The sequence below is a fragment of the Pseudomonas fluorescens genome (assembly GCF_001708445.1).
Lineage (GTDB): Bacteria > Pseudomonadota > Gammaproteobacteria > Pseudomonadales > Pseudomonadaceae > Aquipseudomonas > Aquipseudomonas gorinensis.
The window spans coordinates 2,234,056-2,254,105 of the sequence record NZ_CP015637.1 but is presented as its reverse complement, the minus strand read 5'-3'; the positions used below and the strand labels follow the sequence as shown (position 1 = coordinate 2,254,105).

Annotated in this window: 20 protein-coding genes; 9 read left to right on the top strand and 11 right to left on the bottom strand. The window is 63.4% G+C overall.

What is annotated here, in order from left to right; genetic code table 11:
• Positions 1–6: 6 nt before the first annotated feature.
• The 6 genes from A7317_RS10260 to nac all read right to left on the bottom strand — a co-directional run bounded on the left by A7317_RS10260 (position 7) and on the right by nac (position 4,872).
• A complete protein-coding gene (locus tag A7317_RS10260; RefSeq protein ID WP_069075708.1) occupies positions 7–405 on the bottom strand; it encodes a biotin/lipoyl-containing protein in 399 nt (132 codons plus the stop codon).
• 11 nt (positions 406–416) lie between these two features.
• A complete protein-coding gene (locus tag A7317_RS10255) occupies positions 417–1,388 on the bottom strand; it encodes a biotin-dependent carboxyltransferase family protein (protein WP_069075707.1) in 972 nt (323 codons plus the stop codon).
• Positions 1,385–2,047, bottom strand: coding sequence for a 5-oxoprolinase subunit PxpB (gene pxpB / locus A7317_RS10250; protein ID WP_069075706.1), 663 nt, complete (start codon positions 2,045–2,047; stop codon positions 1,385–1,387). The genes A7317_RS10255 and pxpB overlap by 4 nt, the downstream gene beginning before the upstream one ends.
• Positions 2,044–3,396, bottom strand: coding sequence for an acetyl-CoA carboxylase biotin carboxylase subunit (accC, locus tag A7317_RS10245; RefSeq protein WP_069075705.1), 1,353 nt, complete (start codon positions 3,394–3,396; stop codon positions 2,044–2,046). The genes pxpB and accC overlap by 4 nt, the downstream gene beginning before the upstream one ends.
• A 30-nt stretch (positions 3,397–3,426) precedes the next feature.
• Entirely contained in the window at positions 3,427–3,852 is a 426-nt protein-coding gene (locus A7317_RS10240) for an acetyl-CoA carboxylase biotin carboxyl carrier protein (protein ID WP_069075704.1), read from the bottom strand.
• Between the two features lie 114 nt (positions 3,853–3,966).
• The gene (gene nac / locus A7317_RS10235; protein WP_069075703.1) at positions 3,967–4,872 is read right to left on the bottom strand and encodes a nitrogen assimilation transcriptional regulator NAC; all 906 of its coding nucleotides are present in this window, start codon (positions 4,870–4,872) and stop codon (positions 3,967–3,969) included.
• 310 nt (positions 4,873–5,182) lie between these two features.
• On the opposite strand from nac, the gene A7317_RS10230 reads away from it, so the two are divergent.
• The 3 genes from A7317_RS10230 to A7317_RS10220 all read left to right on the top strand — a co-directional run bounded on the left by A7317_RS10230 (position 5,183) and on the right by A7317_RS10220 (position 9,341).
• A complete protein-coding gene (locus A7317_RS10230; RefSeq protein WP_069075702.1) occupies positions 5,183–6,391 on the top strand; it encodes an aspartate transaminase in 1,209 nt (402 codons plus the stop codon).
• A gap of 10 nt (positions 6,392–6,401) precedes the next feature.
• The gene (locus tag A7317_RS10225) at positions 6,402–7,946 is read left to right on the top strand and encodes an MFS transporter (RefSeq protein ID WP_069075701.1); all 1,545 of its coding nucleotides are present in this window, start codon (positions 6,402–6,404) and stop codon (positions 7,944–7,946) included.
• A 63-nt stretch (positions 7,947–8,009) separates the two neighbouring features.
• Positions 8,010–9,341 (top strand): OprD family porin, encoded by a 1,332-nt coding sequence (locus tag A7317_RS10220; protein WP_069075700.1) that lies wholly within the window; start codon positions 8,010–8,012, stop codon positions 9,339–9,341.
• A 75-nt stretch (positions 9,342–9,416) separates the two neighbouring features.
• Here the strand turns inward: A7317_RS10220 and A7317_RS10215 are convergent, their stop codons facing one another.
• Positions 9,417–10,388 carry an ABC transporter substrate-binding protein gene (locus tag A7317_RS10215; RefSeq protein ID WP_370531099.1) on the bottom strand — a complete coding sequence of 324 codons (972 nt, stop codon included), beginning with the start codon at positions 10,386–10,388 and terminating at the stop codon, positions 9,417–9,419.
• Positions 10,389–10,475: 87 nt separating this feature from the next.
• On the bottom strand, positions 10,476–11,288 hold the full coding sequence (locus tag A7317_RS10210) for a phytanoyl-CoA dioxygenase family protein (protein ID WP_069075699.1): 813 nt from the start codon (positions 11,286–11,288) through the stop codon (positions 10,476–10,478).
• Positions 11,289–11,398: 110 nt separating this feature from the next.
• On the opposite strand from A7317_RS10210, the gene A7317_RS10205 reads away from it, so the two are divergent.
• Complete coding sequence (locus A7317_RS10205) at positions 11,399–12,313, top strand: LysR family transcriptional regulator (protein WP_069075698.1); 915 nt, start codon at positions 11,399–11,401, stop codon at positions 12,311–12,313.
• A gap of 55 nt (positions 12,314–12,368) precedes the next feature.
• Here the strand turns inward: A7317_RS10205 and A7317_RS10200 are convergent, their stop codons facing one another.
• The 3 genes from A7317_RS10200 to A7317_RS10190 are packed head-to-tail and all read right to left on the bottom strand — an operon-like array spanning position 12,369 to position 15,422.
• Positions 12,369–14,315 (bottom strand): FUSC family protein, encoded by a 1,947-nt coding sequence (locus tag A7317_RS10200; protein ID WP_069075697.1) that lies wholly within the window; start codon positions 14,313–14,315, stop codon positions 12,369–12,371.
• Positions 14,315–15,223, bottom strand: coding sequence for an HlyD family secretion protein (locus tag A7317_RS10195; protein WP_069075696.1), 909 nt, complete (start codon positions 15,221–15,223; stop codon positions 14,315–14,317). Before A7317_RS10195 ends, A7317_RS10200 begins: the two co-directional genes overlap by 1 nt.
• A 10-nt stretch (positions 15,224–15,233) precedes the next feature.
• Positions 15,234–15,422: a DUF1656 domain-containing protein gene (locus A7317_RS10190; protein ID WP_041160899.1), complete on the bottom strand. Its 189-nt coding sequence runs from the start codon at positions 15,420–15,422 to the stop codon at positions 15,234–15,236.
• A 127-nt stretch (positions 15,423–15,549) separates the two neighbouring features.
• On the opposite strand from A7317_RS10190, the gene A7317_RS10185 reads away from it, so the two are divergent.
• The 5 genes from A7317_RS10185 to A7317_RS10165 all read left to right on the top strand — a co-directional run bounded on the left by A7317_RS10185 (position 15,550) and on the right by A7317_RS10165 (position 20,044).
• Entirely contained in the window at positions 15,550–16,362 is an 813-nt protein-coding gene (locus A7317_RS10185) for an AraC family transcriptional regulator (protein WP_069075695.1), read from the top strand.
• A 237-nt stretch (positions 16,363–16,599) separates the two neighbouring features.
• Positions 16,600–17,190 carry an amino acid synthesis family protein gene (locus A7317_RS10180; RefSeq protein WP_024074705.1) on the top strand — a complete coding sequence of 197 codons (591 nt, stop codon included), beginning with the start codon at positions 16,600–16,602 and terminating at the stop codon, positions 17,188–17,190.
• A gap of 44 nt (positions 17,191–17,234) precedes the next feature.
• Positions 17,235–18,068 carry an alpha/beta fold hydrolase gene (locus tag A7317_RS10175; RefSeq protein WP_024074704.1) on the top strand — a complete coding sequence of 278 codons (834 nt, stop codon included), beginning with the start codon at positions 17,235–17,237 and terminating at the stop codon, positions 18,066–18,068.
• Positions 18,065–19,546, top strand: coding sequence for an aldehyde dehydrogenase (locus tag A7317_RS10170; RefSeq protein ID WP_024074703.1), 1,482 nt, complete (start codon positions 18,065–18,067; stop codon positions 19,544–19,546). Before A7317_RS10175 ends, A7317_RS10170 begins: the two co-directional genes overlap by 4 nt.
• Positions 19,547–19,558: 12 nt before the next feature.
• Positions 19,559–20,044: a flavin reductase family protein gene (locus tag A7317_RS10165; protein ID WP_069075694.1), complete on the top strand. Its 486-nt coding sequence runs from the start codon at positions 19,559–19,561 to the stop codon at positions 20,042–20,044.
• Positions 20,045–20,050: the final 6 nt, after the last annotated feature.

Below are 20,050 nucleotides of genomic sequence, written 5' to 3'. Positions count from 1 at the left end.
CTTCCTTTATGCCGTGGCCAGGCGCATGAACGCCTCGCCATAACCGACGGTGCTGCCACACGGGGTCAACACTGCCGCCAGCCGCCCGGCCAGTTGGCTACGCACCGGCAACAGCAACTCGCCCACTTGCAGGAAGGCCACCAGTTGACCTTGTTCCACGGGGCTGCCGACGGCGACCAGCACGTCTTGTTGATCGGGATGGGTCAGCAGCAGGCGGCCCAGTCCCGGCGTCTTGAGCAACCGCTCATCCACTGCCTTCACCGGCTCCGGGGCGGCAACAACCGCGACCGCGGCATCGTCGCCGCGCTTGAGCACCAGGTGCATGCCCGGCCGGCGCAGTTCCGCCCCCGCCAGATGGGTCTCCTTGAGCCACGCCGCCAACTGGCGGATGTCTTGATTGGTCATGGTCGATGTCCTTAACGCGAAGCCAGCCCGTGCAGGTCGACCAGACGGCGGACCTCCACGAGATAGCGCTGATTGTCTGCCAGGGCCGCAACGGCCTCGGCGTAGCTGCACTCGATAAACCGCACGTTGCTGCCGATGGGCGCCTGGCCGAGTCGCCACAGGTCGGCCTCGATCACCGTGCCGAATTTGGGGTAGCCGCCGCTGGGTTGCGCATCACGCATCTGGATAATCGGCTGGCCGCCATGGGGCACCTGGATCACGCCGGGGACGATGCCGTGGGAGCGGATTTCCATCGGCACCTTGGGCAGGATCGGTGCGCCCTCGAGGCGGTAGCCGTAGCGGTTGCTCTGGGGGGTGACCTTCCACTCGCCGGCCCAAAACGCCGCGCGAGACTCATCCGTAAAGCCCGCATACTCCGCCGCCGGCAGCACGCGCATGGCCGGCAAGCCGTCGCACTGCAAGGGCAGCGCCTGGCTCGGTGAAACAACACCGAAATCCGTTGGCTGCGTGCTCACCCCAGGGCGCAACACAGCCAGGCGGTCGCCCTGTTGCAAGGCCCGGCCGTGCAAACCACCAAATTCGCCGCGCAATTGGGTGCTGCGCGAGCCGAGCACCGAGGGCACGTCGACGCCTCCGGGCAGGCACAGGTAGGCGCGACTGCCGGAACTCGGGTAACCCAGGCTCAACACTTGGCCTTCCCGCGCCTGCGCCACCCAGTTCGGCGGCAAGGGCTGGCCGTCGAGACTGGCTTCGCAGGCGGCGCCGGTCACGGCGAAGGCACAGTCCTGGATAAACCGCACGTCGAACGCGAACATCGGAATCTCGATGGCTGCGGCGTCCTCGGGATTACCCAGCAACAGGTTGCCCAGCGCCAGCGCCAAAGGGTCCATGGCACCGGAAGTGCCCACGCCGTAACCCAGGCTGCCGAAGCGCCCGAAGTCCTGCACGGTGGCCAGGGCGGTAGTCGATACAATCTCGATCATCGAATGATCCTCTCGATACGCAAGCGCAACATGTCACCCGGCCGCAGCATCGCCGGCGGGTTTTGGGTCGGGTCGAAAAAGACCATCTCGGTGCGGCCGATGGTGTTCCAACCGCTGGGGCCGGCCGAGGCGGATACCCCGGTCTGCACCCCACCAATCGACACGGAGCCAGCAGCGATGCTGATCACCGGCACCTGGCGCCGTGGTGTAGCGAGGCGCGCATCCATGCCGCCCAGGTAGCAATAACCCGGGTGGCTGCCCAAGGCGTACACCGGGTACAGCGGTTCGCAATGCAGGTTGGCGATGGTTTCGATGTCCAGCCCGGTGTGCGCCACCACGTCCGCCATGTGCGGGCCGAACTCGCCGCCGTACACCACCGGCAACTCGACGATGCGCCCTTCGAGGGGCAATGGCGGACAGTTGTCCCAGGCGTGCAGCAAACGTTCGCACACTCGCTCAAGGTTGCGCGGCGGCTGGAGGAACGTAAGCATCAGGTTGTTCATGCCGGGCACCGCCTCCTGGATCTCGGGCCATGTACCGGCCTGCAAGGCCAGGCTCCAGATGCGTTGCTGCGGTGCCAGGTCGAGCTCGCCCGGCGCTTCGAACAACAGCGCCGTGGAGCCGAGCAGGCTGATACGGGGTTCAGAAGCAGTACTCATGTCGGGCTCCGTTGCTGCAACCAGCGCTCCAGGTGATGAATGTCCACGCCCCCGGCACAAAAGGTCGGGTCGTCAAGAATCTCGCGGTGCAACGGGATATTGGTGCTGATGCCTTCCACGCACAGTTCGCTCAAGGCCAGGCGCATGCGCGCCATGGCTTCATCACGCGTCGCGCCATGGGTGATGACCTTGGCCACCATCGAGTCGTAATACGGCGGTACCCGGTAGCCCGTGGTGACATGGGAGTCGACCCGTACGCCAAAACCACCTGGAACGTCCCAACGCTGGATCAACCCCGGTGTCGGCATAAAGGTGATCGGGTCTTCGGCGTTGATCCGGCACTCCAGTGAATGGCCGTTGAGCTGCACGTCTTGCTGGCGCAGCTCCAGCACTTCGCCGCGCGCCATGCGCACTTGCTGCTGGACAATATCGATGCCGGTCGTCATCTCCGTGACCGGGTGTTCGACTTGCAGCCGGGTGTTCATCTCGATGAAGAAGAACTCACCGTCCTCATACAGAAACTCGAAGGTGCCGACGCCGCGATAGCCCATCTGCCGGCAAGCAGCGGCGCAACGTTCGCCGACCTGGGCGATCAGCGCCGGATCGATCCCCGGCGCCGGCGCTTCTTCCAACACCTTCTGGTGGCGGCGTTGCAGGGAGCAATCGCGGCAACCGAGCCAGATCGCATGGCCGTGGGCATCGCACAGCACCTGGATTTCCACATGGCGTGGATGGCCGAGGAATTTCTCGATGTAGAGTTCCGGATTGCCAAAGGCCAAGCGCGCTTCTTCACGGGTCAGGGCGATGGCGTCGAGCAACGCGCCGGCTTCGTTCACCACGCGCATGCCACGGCCACCGCCACCGCCGGCGGCCTTGACGATCACCGGGTAGCCGATGTCGTGGGCAATTGCCTGGATGCTGGCGTCGTCGCTCGGCATCACGCTATCCGGCCCCGGTACGCACGGTACCCCGGCCTCACGCATGGCCCGCTTGGCCGCGACTTTGTCGCCCATGGTGCGGATGCACGCGGCGCTCGGCCCGATAAAGGTCAGGCCAGCCGCTTCGATGCGCTCGGCAAACCCCGCGTTCTCCGACAAAAAGCCATAACCCGGATGGATCGCCTGGGCACCGCTGACCTTGGCCGCAAACAAGAGCGCCGACTGGTTCAGGTAACTGTGAGTGGGCGAGGCCGGCCCGATGCACAACGCCTGGTCGGCCTGTTGCACATACTGCGCATGCCGGTCCGCCTCGGAGTGCACGACCACGGTCTTGAGCCCCAGGCCGTGGCAGGCACGCTGAATGCGCAGGGCGATTTCGCCACGGTTGGCGATCAGCACTTTGTCGAACATTGAATTCACCTTAAAAAAAGCGGCTGGGGATCAACCGAGACGAAACAGCGCCTGGCCGGCTTCGACTTCGGTGCCACTCTGGGCAAGGATCGCGATGACGTGGCCTGCGGCCTTGGCCTTGACTGGGTGGAACATTTTCATCGCTTCGAGGACCGCCAGGGTTTGCCCGGCTTCGACCGCATCGCCCACCGCCACGAACGGTGCTTCACCGGCTGCGGGCGTCAAGTGCAGCACGCCATACAGGCTGGCCTTGACTTCCACCCCGGTGACGGCCTGGGCGGGTGCCACGACCACCCTCGGCGCAGGCTCGGCAGACTCGCCAGGTAACTCGCGCACCACGGCTTGCCCGGCCTGCTTGAAAAGGCGAATCGTGCTATCGCCTTCGGTAAAACTCAGTTCGAGCAGATCGGATTCGGCGAGCAAATCGATCAGCCCCTTGATGCGTTCGGAATCCATGCTTGGCCCCCTGCCTGCCCTGCGTGTCTGAGTGGATGAAGCCAATGTAGCGAGCCGGTTCGCCAACGACCAAGACGCTTTGGCTTTGGGGTGATAAGCCGTGCTTATGACCCCTCAGAGCAGGCTGCCGCGCATCTCCGCGACCAGCTCCAGCAGGATCGCCTTGACCGCCTGGGCCGGCACGGAGAGCGGCAGGTGACCGGACAGGCACAAGGCCAGGGGCGCATCCACCTCGGGCTCGACAATGCGGCACATATGCACCGAGGTCGCCGCCACCATCACCCGCGCCGATGACTCGGGCAGGATGGTGGAACCGAAGTGCTCGGCCACGGCGGCGGTCAGGGTGATCGATGATTCGATCTCCGCCACCACCCGCGCGCTCAGGCCGATACGCTGGAACGCCTCGTCCACCAAGCGACGCATGACGTTGTAGGGGCGCGGCAGCAGCATGTCCATGTCGGCCAGGTCAGCCAGCGCAATCTGCTCCAGCGCGCTGATGGCGGGGTCGGCGCTCACCAGGTAGAGGTGCTCGTGCAGCAGCGACACAAAGCTCAGGCCGTGCACTTCACGGCCGCCATACAGCACGGCCATGTCCATGCGGCCGTTCATGATCAATTCACTCAAGGTGGTGCCGAAGTTTTCATTGAGGTACAGCAGGATGCCCGGGTGCCGCTCGCGCACCCGGCGCAATAACGGCAACGACAGCGTTGACGCCGCCGTGCCCGGTGCCAGGCCGACCGATACCTGGCCGGACAACGCGTGCCCGGTGGCATTGATGTCGCTCTGGGCCTGCTCGCACTGGCGCAAGATGATTTGCGCATGCCCGTACAACACCTTGCCCGCCTCCGTCGGCGTGACACCGCGCTTGGTGCGGATCAACAACTGTTGCTGCAATTCGGCCTCCAGGGTCGCCAGTTGCTGGCTCAGGGCCGGTTGTGCCACATGCAGCACATCGGCGGCCTGGGTCATGCTGCCGATATCGACGAGTTTCACGAAGTACTTCAGACGGCGCAGGTTCACGGTGGCGGTGCTCTTGCTCGAAAAAGGGAGACGACCCCCTGGGGTTAGCAAGAGCCAGGCCAGCCTTACGCCTGCCGATGCGCCAGGTGCGCAGGGGCCTACCCATAAGCCTTTGCTATGGCTCGATCATGCCGAGCGTGACCGACACCGGTTCCACGCATGCGGGCCTGGACGCACCAACAGGGTGCGGGGCGTGTTCAGTTCCAGCCATAAGCGATTCCTATCCGACCAGAACGATATCGTCTTATGGCGGCTGCGCGAGCGACTCGTACTGTAGGGCCTCGTCAATGTCATTACCGAGGAACGACACGTGACCGCCTCCCGCATCGCCGCCCGTGTGCACCGTATCAAGCCGTCCCCCAGCAGCGCCGCTTCCGACCGTGCGAACGAGCTTCGCCGGCAAGGCCAGTCGATCATCAATCTGGTGGTGGGCGAGCCGGACTTCGATACCCCGGCGCATATCCGGCACGCCGCCAATGCGGCCATCGAGCGTGGCGAAACGCGCTACACGCAAAACGCCGGCACGCCCCAATTGCGCCAGGCGATCGTCGACAAGCTGGCACGGGAAAACGGCCTGGCTTACACCGCGAACCAGGTACTGGTCACCAGCGGCGCCAAAAGCGCGATCTTCAATGCCTTCGCCGCGACGCTGGGCGCGGGTGATGAAGTGCTGATCCCGGCGCCGTACTGGGTGTCGTACCCCGACATGGTGCTGGCCTGCGAAGGCGAACCCGTGGTCCTCGCCTGCCTGGAGGAACACGCCTTCAAACTGACCCCGGATCAGTTGCGCGCCGCGATCACCGAACGCACCCGCTGGTTACTGCTCAATTCGCCGAGCAACCCGACCGGCGCCAGCTACAACGCCGCCGAACTGCGCGCCCTGGCCGATGTGCTGCTCGACTTTCCCCATGTGTTGCTGATGACCGACGACATCTACGAACACATCCGTTACGAGGGCCTGGAAAACCCGCACATCCTCGCCATCGAACCGGCCCTGGGCGAGCGCAGCGTGGTGGTCAACGGTGTGTCCAAAACCTACGCCATGACCGGCTGGCGCATCGGCTACGCCGCCGGCCCGGCCGACTTGATCGGCGCCATGGCGACCCTGCAATCGCAATCGACCAGCAACGCCTGCTCCATCAGCCAGGCCGCCGCCGTTGAAGCACTCAATGGCGACCAGTCCTTCGTCCAGGCCAGTGTGGAGGTCTACCAACAACGCCGCGACCGCTGCCTGGGGCTGCTCAATGCGATCGACGGCCTCAGTTGCCGTAAGCCCGACGGGGCGTTCTACCTGTATGTGAACTGCTCCGGGTTGCTGGGCCGCTCAACGCCTGAAGGCAAGCGCCTGGACAGCGATTACGACGTGGTCATGTACCTGCTCGAAAGCCAAGGCGTGGCGGTGGTGGCGGGCACGGCGTATGGCCTGGCGCCGTTCTTTCGCATGTCGATCGCCACAGATATCACCACCCTCGATGAAGGCTGCTCGCGCATCGCCGCCGCCGTTGCCGCGTTGCGCTGAGGACTCGATGATGACCGTGGCCACCCACCCTGCCCTGGGCTTCCGCCAAGCCTTGCTGGCGATGCTTGGCATCTCGCTGGTGCTGATGCTCTCGGCCCTCGACCAGACCGTGATCGGTAATGCGTTGCCGAGCATCGTCGCCGAGTTGAACGGGTTCGAGTTGTATGCGTGGGTGGCTACGGGCTACTTGCTGGCCTCGATCGTCACCATCCCGATTTTCGGCCGGTTGGGTGATTACTACGGGCGCAAGCCCTTTGTGCTGGCGGCAACGCTGATCTTCACCCTGGCCTCCCTGGCCTGCGCGCTGGCCACGGACATGCTGTGGCTGGTACTTGGCCGAGCGTTGCAGGGTGTCGGCGGCGGCATGTTGATCGGCACCGCCTTCGCCTGCATCCCCGAGCTGTTCCCCGATACACGCCAACGCCTGCGCTGGCAGATGCTGCTCAGTGCGCTGTTCAGCGTGGTCAACGCCATCGGGCCGGGACTGGGCGGGTATCTGACCGGAGCCTACGGTTGGCGCTCGGTGTTCTACATCAATTTGCCGCTGGGTTGCCTGGCGCTGTTCTTCGCCTGGCGCTACTTGCCGTATTACCGCCCGCTGCAACAAACGAAGATCAGCCTCGACTGGCCCGGCGCCCTGCTGATCGCGCTGGCCCTGGGCAGCCTGCAACTGTTTGTCGAATGGCTGGGGCATGCCAGCCTGATGCTCAGTGCAGCCCTCGGCGTGGGTTGCGGGCTGGCGACACTGGCGCTGTGGCGCTGGGAACGCCGCTGCCGGCATGCGCTGCTGCCCGCGGCGTTGCTCGGGTTGCCGAGCATGCGCCTGCTGTTCGTGCTGTCGATGGCGGCCGGGGCGATCATGTTTTCGTTGTTGTTCTACCTGCCGCTGCTGCTGCAAGGCAGTTATGGCTACTCGCCCCAGGACGCCGGGCTGCTGATTACCCCGCTGGCGTTGAGCATCACCCTGGGCGCCATCGTCAACAGCCGCATCGTCACCCGCTTGCGCAACCCCAACCTGTTGCCACTGGGTGGTTTCGTCGCGCTGCTGCTGGCATGTCTCGGGCTGGCCCTCGCCGGGCGCGCTGCCTCGTTCAACACCCTGCTCGGCTTGATCCTGCTCGCCGGCCTGGGCTTGGGGTTTATCCTGCTCAACCTGACCGTGTTCACCCAGACCCTCGCTGAACGGCAGTTCCTCGGGATCGCCACCGCGTTGACCCAATCCCTGCGCCTGGTCGGCGGCCTGCTCGGCACCGCTTCAATGGGCGCGCTGGTCAACCTGCTGTACAGCGCCAACCTGCAACGGGTGTTTGTCGCCCAGGGCCACGCGGACGGCCTGGCGTTATACGCCGACCCGCAAGTGCTGTTGCACCCCGCCGCCGCGCTGCTCGAACACCCGCAATGGCTGAACCTGGCCCGTGACGCCCTGGCCCAATCGGTGGGCGTCGGCCTGCTGCTGTGCGCCGCACTCGGCGTATTCGCGCTGCTCATCCTGTACCGCTTGCCGCCGGTAAAGCTGAACGCGTTACCGGCCACCGTTGCTCCTGAAAAACAATAAAAACCTTAACTGCCGCTTTTGACTGCCTCTTACAACACTTCACAACTCATGGGGATGACTCCGATGGAGCTTTTCAATCGCGCACCTAAAGTAATGGCCGGCATTTGCGGCCTGCTCATCGCTCAACAGGGTTACGCCGCAGGTCTGGTGGAAGACAGCAAGCTCAATGTGCTGGCGCGCAACTTTTTCAGTAACGCCGACAACCGTAGCGGCGCCGCCGACCCCAACTACACCCAGGAATGGGGCCAGGGCTTCATCGCCAACTTTCAGTCCGGCTATACCCAGGGCACGGTCGGCTTTGGGGTGGATGCGATTGGCATGTTCGGTGTCCGATTGGACTCGGGCAAGGGCCGGCACTACAACCCTCAGCACACGGCGTTCAACGGCAACATCTTCCCCACCGACAGTGATGGTCGCGCCGTGGATGAGTTCGGCAGCCTGGGCCTCACGGCCAAGGCGAAATTCTCGAACACCGAGTTGAAATACGGCACGCTGGTGCCGATGTTGCCGGTGGTGATGTCGACCGATCGCATGTTGCAGCAGACGTTCAACGGTGGGCAGATCCAGTCCAAGGACCTCGACAACTTCACCTTCACCCTCGGCCAGTTGGAACACGTCAAGGGCCGCGGCTCGAGCAACCAGATGGGCATGTCGATCCCCGGCGCGAACAACGCGCAGACTGGCGAGTTCGTGAACAAGTTCTACTATGGCGGCGTCGACTACAAAGCCAGCAAAGACCTGACATTGCAGTACTACTACGGCAACCTGCAGGACTTCTACAAACAGAACTTCCTCGGCCTCAAATACGACTGGAAAGTCGGCCCCGGCATCCTGCGCACCGACCTGCGCCACTTCGACAACCGCTCTGACGGCGCCAATGGCAATGACCCGGCGTTCTACACCTTCGGCTATTACGGTAACGGCGTCACCAAGGGCAAAGTCGACAGCCGCCTGAGCAGCGCGCAATTCACCTACCTGGTCAACGGCCATACGATCGCCGCCGGCCTGCAACAAGTCAGCGGCGACAGTGACGCCGTATGGTTGAACCAGGGCGACGGCTCCACGGCCTACTTCATGACCGAATCGATGATCGGCAAGTTCCAGCGCGCCGGCGAAACCACCTGGCAAGTGCGTTACGGTTATGACTTTGCAAACCTGGGCGTGCCTGGCCTGAGTTTCCTGGGCATGTACGAAAGCGGCTCGAATATCCGCACCCCGACAGGCGACAAAACCGAGTGGGAGCGCAATTTGACCGTGAGCTATGTGGTGCAGCAGGGGCCGTTCAAGGATTTGAGCATCGCCCTGCGCCATGCGTCGTTGCGTACCGAAGTTTCCACCCAGCGTGACAGCGATGAGCATCGGGTGATTGTGAGTTACCCGTTGAATATTCTGTAGGCGCTGCCGGCGAAAAAAAGGGGGCAACGCGCATCGTTGCCCCCTGATACAGCCGCCGCCCTGATTCAGGCGGCCCTAGAGCGTGGCGTCGATCTTTTTCGCCGCTGCCTCACTGACCCAGGTGTGCCAGATTTCTGGATGTTCCTTGAAGAACATCCGGGCCAGTTTGGGCGAGTCAATGTGTTCCTTGCTCATACGGGCCAGGTTCTGGTTCAACAGATCAATCGGCAGATTGACCTTCTCCAGCACACCGACCAACTCGGGTGCCTGCTCATGGAACACGCTGGAGAGCCCCACCTTGATGCTGATCTTCTTGTCGACGCCCGGTTTCTCTTCCAGCTTGACCAGGTCGACCTGGCCCATTAACGGGGTCGGTGACCAGTAGTAGAACAGTATCGGCTCGCCGCGCTTGTAGCTCGACAGGACGGCCGCATCCAGGGCCGGACCGGTCCCCGGGCGGAAGTTGGTGTAGTTGGCCTCCAGGCCGTAGCTTTTGAGCATCTCGCTGTTTTCCAGCTCGCAGGTCCAACCAGCCGGGCAATTGTAAAAACGCCCTTTGCTCGGTTCTTCCGGGTCCTTGAACAGCGCGGCGTACTGGGGCAGATCCGTGATCTTTTTCAAGTCGGGTGCCTTGGCCTTGAGATTACGCCTGGCATCGCCCTCGACCACATAACGCGGCACGTACCAGCCTTCCGTCGCACCGATGATCGGTGCGCCCACGCCCACGACCTTCCGACTCTGCTCGGCCTTGTTCCAGACTTCACTGCGTCCCACCCACTCTTCCGCCAGCACCTGGATATCGTTGCTGCCCAGGGCGCTCTCCATGGTGATGGAGTTACCCGGCAACGTATCGATCTGACAGCCATAGCCGTCCTTGAGCACAATCTCCAATACCTCGGTGAGCAACATACCGCTTTCCCAATTGAGCCCGGCGAACTTCACCGGTTTACCGGACTCGCACCAACCGGCCGCCTGGCTCGCGCCACTGGCGGCCAACAGGCCAAGGGAAATCAGGGTGGCGGCCAGGCTATTTTTTTGGATGTTCACAATCGCACGCTCCAACACAGTCAACAGGGTTATGGCAGTGCAAGTCGTTGCCACAACTGTGGCAAACAGTGGTTATCAAGATGAAGCTCAAGCGCCTTGATGTATCGTCGGGAACCAATCTTCGCGCAGTCTCTGACCGGTCTGCATCGCATGCCCTGGATACGGTGGAGAGGTCCTTCCTGGACGCTCGATGTAACGTATATCGTCGCCAAGCCAACGCAGCGACAATACGCGTCGCCGCTGCGCCGACGCATTGCCCCGGGCGCCATGGACCGTGCGGAAATCGAACAGTACCGCGTCACCCGGCTGCATCTGCCACTCGAGCACTTGCATGCCTTGCTCCGAGTCCGGATCGGGGGCGTCGCGGTAGCCATCGGCGTCGCGGTAGAAATCGCTTTGATCGGCCCAATGCACCGGCTTTATGCCTTTCTCCCAACGGTGTGAACCAGCAAGCAGGCGCAGCGTCGACTCGCGTACCGGGTCGACGGGTATCCAGAAGCTGACGTGCTGGTTGCCTTCGACAAAGTAGTAGGGAATATCCTGGTGCCAGGGGGTGGCCTTCTGCGCGCCCGGCTCCTTGACGAGAACATGGTCATGGAAGAACTGTGCCGACTGCGAGCGCATGACAGCCGCAGCAACAGAGGCCGCAGGCGACTCTTCGACCATCGCGCGAAACTCGGGAATGCGTTGCCAGTTGCAATAGTCATCGAAGAAACCGCCCGGTTTGTCATCCTTGTCGATGTAGCGGCTGGCGTAGGTACCCGGCTCGGCAAGGTTGCGCTCGATGCCGGCGGCAATGGTCTCGACCCACTCACTGAAGATGCCCCGCAGGCAAACCGCTCCATCGCGCTGAAAGGCCTCGATGTCTTGTTCAGTGATGGTGAATGAACCGTGTGTCATGACCTGAAACTCCCTCAAGCAAGAAATAAAGGTGGGGCGCAGGGCAAATATTCCATGACATCCAACCAAGATAAAATAATATGTATTGATTTATCACCCAAGAAAATCTTATGAAGTTCAGCCTGCGCCAATTACGTTATGCACTCGCCGCGGCCAAACACGGCAACCTCACGCTGGCGGCCGAGGAGTTGCACGTGTCCCAGCCCTCGGTTTCTACGGCGATTACCGAACTGGAGCAGTTGTTCGACCAGCCCCTGTTCGTTCGCCAACGCGGGCTCGGCGTCGCTCTGACCCCTTTCGGGCGCACGGTCATGGCCCAGGCCAGGCGAGTGCTGGCCGAGGCCAGGGCGTTTTCCGCCATCGGGACGGATGACAGCGACTTTTCCGGAGAGTTGGTGCTGGGGTGCTATGAGGACCTGGCGCCCTATTGCTTGCCGCAGATACTCAGGCGCCTGCAACTGGAACATCCTCAGGTCACGGTGGATATGCGCGAAGGCGGGTTCGAGTACCTCGGCAAGCGCCTAGCCGAAGGCAGCCTGGAATTGGCATTGACCTACGACTTGGGCCTGCCGGCACACATGGGTTGCATCGAGCTGCGCCAATTGAAGGCCCACGCCCTGTTGGCCGCTGATCACCCGCTGGCAAACGAGGCCGATGTGAGCCTCAAGGCGCTCAGCGAATGCAACCTGGTGGTGACCGATCAGATCCACAGCTGGCAGCACGTGCTGGACCTGTTCAACTTCTATGGGCTCACCCCCGCCAGCGTCCAGCGTACCCACAGCTTCGAGTTCCAGCGCAGCCTGGTTGCAAATGGTTTCGGCGTGGCGCTGACCTATACCCGCCCCTTCGGTGACCACAGCTACGACGGCCAACCGCTGGTCTGCCGCCCCGTCCGTGAAGAACTGCCTGCCCAACGCATCGTATTAGCCTACGACCAGCGCTACCCGTTGACGCCACCGGCCGAGGCGTTCAAGCACCAGGCCGTCACCTGGTTCAAAGAACGGCTATCGTTTGCCGCAAGTTGACTGTCATCAGGTAGGGCATGTCATCAGCGCGTTATGACGCGGCGGTCGACATCGATCAGGGCCTCCCTCGTTTCAAGCGCCCGTATTGTTCCAACAACCCAGCCAGTTCCTCGTAGCACGCAGCGAGATGCGGGGCACCCAGCCTGCGCATCGATTTCGCCGTTCGCCGGGCCTGGGCCGCGCTCACTGCGGTGTTCAAGGCATACCTGGACAGTCGCCGAGCGCCCCTTTGCGCGCATTCGGCAATCGCCGACCCCGGCGCCAGTTGGCCGGTCTTGCGTTGCAGCCGCCCCAGGCTCCGGCTCAACTGCAACGACACATAGCCGGCTGGGTCAGCCTGTGGCTGATCTGCGCCCAATAAGGCCAGCAACGACACCATTCGATGTTGTTGCTTCGCCTGCCATCCAAGCCTGTCCAATCGGCTGCCCTGACGCAGCAAGCGTCGTGTGTCCCTCTCCAGCGCCTGCCTGAGTGCCCGTATGGGGCTGGCGGATTTCTTCGGAAACAGTTGGAAAGCCAGCAGGCAAACGGCAAGCGCCACCATCCAGGCCAGTGCTTGATTGGCGAACTCGACAAAGTCGTAGTGCGCCGTCTCCCCGGTGCTGACCAGGGTATTGAACGCGATCAGGTAGGCAATGCCTTGCAGGGCGTGGCGCGGTCGGGTCGTGGCATGCATGCCGAATATCCAGAACGCGGTGAGCACTACGCTGAGCAGCGCAAACCCACTGATGTGAGGCAGCAGCAGAAACTTGCAGGCCGCAGCCGCCAGGATGCCGTAGAGCGTGCCCTTGATAAAACCGCGCATGCCCTGGGTGGGTGCGGCGCTGGTAGCCAGCAATGTGCAACATGGCCCCACGACCGCCAACAGCGTTGGCCCTTGGTCCCAGCCGGTGAGGTACCAGATGGCCGCCGTCGCCAAAATCGCCAGCAACGCTCGCAGGCCGTTGCGCAGCGCGTCCCCATAGTGTCGGTGAAAGCCCACTGCACGGGCAGGCACTTGGGTATTGCGTTGCAGGCTGGCAAAACTCAACAAGGCGCTGCACAGGTCTGCCAAGGATTCATCCAGGTACTCTGCATCGCTCGCGTGCTGCTCAAGATCACCCGCCAGCCAATGTTGCATGGCCCTGACGCGCTCGGCTGCCGTGGAAAAATCCTGCGTGGCGTCGGCCAGCCCTTCGCCCAGCGGTTGCAGCTCCCGGCCAATGCGGGCAATGGCGTGTAATGCAGACCGATGGGACGTACTCTCGGCCAGGACCACGCCCTGCAGGTACGCAAGCCCCGCCTGCAGCGTCGGCAGCCGGGAGCGGATCAGCGCGGACTCGCCCCGGCCGATGCCGAGCAGATCATCTACCTGGCTGATCTCAAGCGAGAGTGGCCCAGCGGCAAGGCTCGGGTGCGCGTCCTGCTCGCCACTCAACCGAATCGCCAGCCAGCGTATCGTGCGGGACGTCACGCTGATGAGCAGCCGATTGAGCTTCTGCTCGACGGTCTTGCGGCTGAACAGCGTCGCCACCAAGCTCAGGCTGAAGACCCCGAGTACCACCGCCGTCCCGCGTGTCACGATATGCTCGAAGCTTTGCTCGGGGGCGACAATCGCCGGGCCCAGGGCAAGGCATACGGTGTAACCGGCGACCACGGCCGCGGTAGCGTGATAGTGCCGCAGCACCGTCATGGCACCGACGCAGAGACCGAGCCACACGCCGACCCCAAGGATAAACAGCAGCATTTTCTGGGCGAACAGGGCGGTCAGCACGAAGGCAGCGACGATCCCCACCAGCGTGCCCAGCACACGATGGAAACCCTTGCCGACCACGGCGCCCTGGATCGGGTGAATCAGCAGCAACACCGTCGACGCCGCCGAGAACGGCGCATCCAGGTGCAGTTGCAAGCCCAGCCACAGGGCCAGGGTGGCCGCCGCGACACTGCGCGACACGTAGCCCAGCGTCTGCGGCGTACATGGCAGCGGCAGCCCACTCAACACGCTCAACAGGCGGCCCTTCATCACATAAATGCCTGAAGCCAGCGTGACAGCCGCCAATGTCGCTCGGCGCCGGCCTTACTCACTTCGACACTGGCCGTCATCCCCGCCGCCAACTCCACGCCTGGGGGCACGCTGTCCAATTCAATCCTTACGGGCACCCGCTGGGCGAGTCGTATCCAACTGAACGTCGGGGCCACCTGGGGTAAACCGCCCTCGCTGCGCAGCTCGTTACCATCGGCGATGCCCCGTCCGATACTGGCGACATGGCCTTCAAGCAAAGGCGCAAACCCCATGAGTTTGATCGACGTGGCGGCCCCCAGTCGCACACCGGGGAGCTTGGTTTCTTCAAAGTAAGCAGTGACCCAGAAGCTGTGCGCATCGACCACAAACACATTGGTCGTGCCGGCGACGGCGTAGTCACCTGGCTGCAGGCGCAGTTGAGTCACGTAACCATCGACCGGCGAACGAATGGTCGTACGCTCGAGGTCCAGCCGGGCTTGGGCCAACTGGCTCTGGGCCGCCTCCAGGCGGGCCTTGGCCACCGCCAAGTCCCGCGCCGCGTTATCGGTTTCTTCCCGTGCAATCGCATCGCCGAGTTGGCTGCGGCGCTGGAGCTGTGCCGTACGTTGCGCGAACACGCTACGTGCCTCTGCCAGCTCTGCGGCGCGCTGTTGCTGGGCCAGCAGATAGGCGCGCTGATCGATCCGATACAGCAACGCGCCCTTGGCGACCCACTGGTTATCCCCCACGAGGACGTGTTCGACCTGGCCGGACACCTCCGGGGCCATCCGGATGACATGCGCACTGACACGTCCGTCGCGCGTCCAGGGCGCCAATACGTAGGCTCGCCACAACTGCGTACAGAACAGCAGCGCAACCAGCCCCAGTACCAGCGTGGCGAGCGTCTTGAAGAGGTTATTGATAGACATGGCGCCTCGCTTAGACCATCAGGACTAACGTCGAAAGGATGATGAGCGAGACAAAAAAACGCGCCAGGCTCGGGTGCCAGGCCCACTCCAGCCAGCGGCGGATGGTGCGTTCCAGCAGCCCGTAGACCAGGGCTGAAACCCCCAGGTAAACCAGCAAAGGCGGAATATAGAGGTTGGCAATCGTGATTTCGCTGAGCATCGGTGGGTCTCGCCGTCGACCATCAACGCGATGGCCTTGCTGACGATGTTAGGTAATACGCACCCTTGCCGATATTGAGTATGCTGCCAGAATATAATCAAATTCAGCCAAGTTGCGGTGATGGGGCATGCACGAGACAAATCACGCCACGATTGAACAGTTCGAACTCGATCGCCTCGACCAACCTGCCGTGGCATTGATGCTGGGCGCCCAGCGCAACGACACCGAGTTTCCCGTACACACCCACCGCAAAGGCCAGCTGGTAGTGGCTTATCACGGCGGCATCGTGTGCACGGTGGAGGATGGGGTGTGGATGGTGCCGTCAGGGTTCGGCGTGTGGATTCCGGGTGGCGTGGCCCACAGCAACCGGGTCACGGCCAACGGTAAAGTCGGCTTTGTTTTTGTGGAGCCCGGCGCGGCGGCGCTACCGCAACAGTGCTGTACGTTGGTGCTGTCACCGCTGATCCTGGAGCTGATCCTGCACCTCAGCGCCCAGGCCCAGGACTACCCGCCAGCGTGTGCCAACGCGCGATTGGCCAGTGTGCTGCTCGAACAGCTGGAACTTGCCCCGACGGAACAGTTGTACCTGCCGCTGCCCGCGACGGCCCAGTTGCGCGTGATCGCGCGCGGGTTGGCCCAGGACCCGTCCAACCGCTGCACCATGGCCCAGTGGGCACGCCAAGTGGCCATGAGCGAGCGCTCCCTGGCCCGCCTGGTCAAACGTGAAACCGGGCTGACCTTCGGTCAGTGGCGCAAGCAATGGCAAATTATCGTAGCGCTGCAAAGCCTGGCCGAAGGCGAGTCGGTACAGCGCACCGCTGAAGCGCTTGGCTATGAGTCGGTCAGCTCATTCATCAGCATGTTCCGCAAGACCCTGGGCACGTCGCCGGCACGTTATATCCGCGCCACGGCCATGCCGGCCTCGCGCGCGCAGCCCTGACGCACGCCTCCAGCCCACCCGCAAGCCCAGTGATCATCGCTGGGCGGTCCGCGCTCATTGGCGCTCCCTCGCCCTGCTGAGCCAGGCGTCCCGAGCACACGCCTCGCCCCCCCTGAAAAGGTGCACCACCTGACCTTTTGTCGCGGTATTTATCGACGGCCCATCGCTGGCTCTTGCACTTAAGGTATTATGGTATACCATCATACACGGACCCACTCACACCCGACGGAGCAGCTCATGAGTTTCGAAATCCGCAAGATCGTCAGCTACGTAGAAGAAACCTTTATTGAAGGCGGCAAGGCCTCTGACACTCCCGTCACCATGGTTGGCCTGGCGGTCGTGTTGAAAAACCCCTGGCTGGGTCGCGGGTTTGTCGAAGACCTGAAACCGGAGATCCGTGCCAACTGCTCGGACCTCGGTGCACTGATGGTAGAGCGCCTGGTGGGCATCATTGGTGGCGCGCAGAAGATCGAAGCCTACGGCAAGGCCGCCGTGGTCGGGGCTGACGGCGAGATCGAACACGCGTCGGCGATCATCCATACCCTGCGCTTCGGCAACCACTATCGCGAAGCGGTCAAGGCCAAGAGCTACCTGAGCTTCACCAACAAGCGCGGTGGCCCGGGCACGTCGATCCAGATCCCGATGATGCACAAGGACGACGAAGGCCTGCGCTCGCACTACATCACCCTGGAAATGCAGATCGAAGACGCGCCGCGCGCCGATGAAATCGTGGTGGTGCTGGGCTGCGCAGACGGTGGCCGCCTGCACCCGCGCATCGGCAACCGTTACATCGACCTCGAAGAGCTGGCGGCGGAAAAAACCCAGTAAGCCAAGACCGTCACTCCAACAAAAAAGGCATGCAGGAGCGCTCCATGATTCGGCTCACCGCTGAACGTACCCCGGCTGGCACCAGTTACCTGGCGACCGGCCAAGGCCAGCCTGTGGTTTTGATCCACGGCGTGGGCCTGAATAAAGAGATGTGGGGCGGCCAGGTGGTTGGCCTGGCCACCCATTACCGCGTGATCACCTATGACATGCTCGGCCATGGCGCCAGCCCGCGCCCGGACAGCGGCACACCGCTGCTCGGTTATGCCGACCAACTGCTGGAGCTGCTCGATCACCTGCAATTGCCCCTGGCGACGGTGATCGGTTTCTCAATGGGCGGCCTGGTGGCGCGCGCCTTTGCCCTGCACTACCCGGAACGCCTCAACAGCCTGGTAGTGCTCAACAGCGTGTTCAACCGCAGCCCCGAACAGCGCGCCGGGGTGATTGCGCGCACCGCCCAGGCCGCCGAGCATGGGCCGGATGCCAATGCCGAAGCGGCCCTCTCGCGCTGGTTCAGCCGTGAATACCAGGCGGCCAACCCGGCGCAGATCGCCGCGTTGCGCCAGACCCTGGCCGGTAACGACCCCCAGGGCTACCTGACCACCTACGAGCTGTTCGCGACCCAGGACATGTACCGCGCCGACGACCTGGGCAGCATCCAGGTGCCGACCCTGGTGGCCACCGGCGAGCTGGACCCCGGCTCGACACCGCAGATGGCCCGCCAATTGGCGGAGCGTATTCCCGGCGCAACCGTGGCGGTATTGCCCGAGCAACGGCATATGATGCCGGTTGAATCGCCGCGCCTGGTCAACCAGCTGCTGCTGGACTTCCTCCAGACGGCGCACTCCCAACAACACCCGATAAAGGGGATCGTGGCATGACGCTTGAACGCTTCCAGATGTGCATCGGCGCAGAATGGGTCGATGCCTTGTCCGGCAAGACCTTTGACAGCCTCAACCCGGCCCTGGCCGAACCTTGGGCACAGTTGCCCGATGCCGATGAAGCCGACGTGGAACGCGCGGTGCAGGCTGCGCAACAGGCCTTCGACAGCCCGGCCTGGCGCGGCCTCACCGCCACCGCGCGGGGCAAACTGCTGCGCCGCCTGGGTGACCTGATCGCCGACAACAAGGAACGCCTGGCGCAGCTGGAAAGCCGCGACAACGGCAAGCTGATCCGCGAGACCCGTGGCCAGGTCAGTTACCTGCCGGAGTTCTTCCATTACACCGCAGGCCTGGCCGACAAACTCGAAGGCGGCACCCTGCCCCTGGACAAGCCCGACCTGTTTGCCTACACCGTGCATGAACCCATGGGCGTGGTCGCCGCGATCATTCCCTGGAACAGCCCGCTGTACCTCACGGCGATCAAGCTGGCGCCGGCCCTGGCGGCGGGCAACACCATCGTGATCAAGCCGTCGGAACATGCCTCGGCGACCATCCTCGAACTCGCGCGCCTGGCCCTTGAAGCCGGGATTCCGCCGGGCGTGGTCAACGTGGTGACCGGCTACGGCCCAAGCACCGGGGCCGCCCTCACCCGCCATCCGCTGGTGCGCAAGATCGCCTTTACCGGCGGTGCAGCCACGGCGCGCCATGTGGTGCGCAGCAGTGCCGAGAACTTCGCCAAGTTATCGCTGGAGCTGGGCGGTAAATCACCGAATATCATCTTTGCCGACGCCGACCTCGACAGCGCCATCAACGGCGCGATTGCCGGGATCTACGCCGCCTCCGGGCAGAGCTGCGTCTCCGGTTCGCGCCTGCTGGTACAGGACGAGATCTACGACGAATTCGTCGAGCGCCTGGTGGAGCGCGCCCAGCGCATTCGCATCGGCAACCCCCAGGAAGATGCCAGCGAGATGGGCCCCATGGCCACTGCGCAGCAACTGGCCGTGGTCGAGGGCCTGGTGGCCGACGCCATCGCCGAAGGCGCGCGCCTGCGCACCGGCGGCAAGCGCCCGCAGAACCTGGGGGCCGGCTGGTTCTATGAGCCGACCCTGTTCGAGTGCGACCGCAACTCGATGAAGATCATGCAGGAAGAAGTCTTCGGCCCGGTGGCCTCGGTGATCCGCTTCAAGGACGAAGCCGAAGCCCTGGCGATCGCCAACGACTCGCAGTTCGGCCTCGCCGCCGGCATCTGGACCCGCGACCTGGGCCGCGCTCACCGCCTGGCCCGGGACGTGCGCTCGGGGATCATCTGGGTCAACACCTACCGCGCCGTCTCGGCCATGGCGCCCATCGGCGGCTTCAAGAACAGCGGCTACGGACGCGAAAGCGGCATCGATTCGGTGCTGGCCTACACCGAGCTGAAGACGGTGTGGATCAACCTCTCCCAGGCGCCCATGCCTGATCCTTTTGTGATGCGTTAAGAGACCCCGACCATGATCGAACCCGGCATTTACAAAGACGTCATGAGCTCGTTCCCCTCCGGCGTCACGGTGGTCACCACCCTGGACCCGGACGGCGGCATCGTGGGCATTACCGCCAGCGCGTTCAGTGCGCTGTCGATCGACCCGGCCCTGGTGCTGTTCTGCCCCAACTACGCTTCGGACACCTACCCGGTGCTGCGCGACAGCAAGCGCTTTGCGATTCACTTGCTGTCGGCCGACCAAACCGCCGAAGCCTATGCCTTCGCCAGCAAGGGCAAGGAAAAGGCCAAGGGCATCGAGTGGCACCTCAGCGACCTGGGCAACCCGTTGCTGGCCAAGGCCACGGCGATCATCGAGTGTGAGTTGTGGCGCGAATACGATGGCGGTGATCACGCGATCATCGTCGGCGCAGTGAAGAACCTGATCCTGCCCGAGCAACCGGTCACGCCGATGATCTACCACAAAGGCAAGCTGGGCCCGCTGCCCACCCTGGCCTGAGGAGCA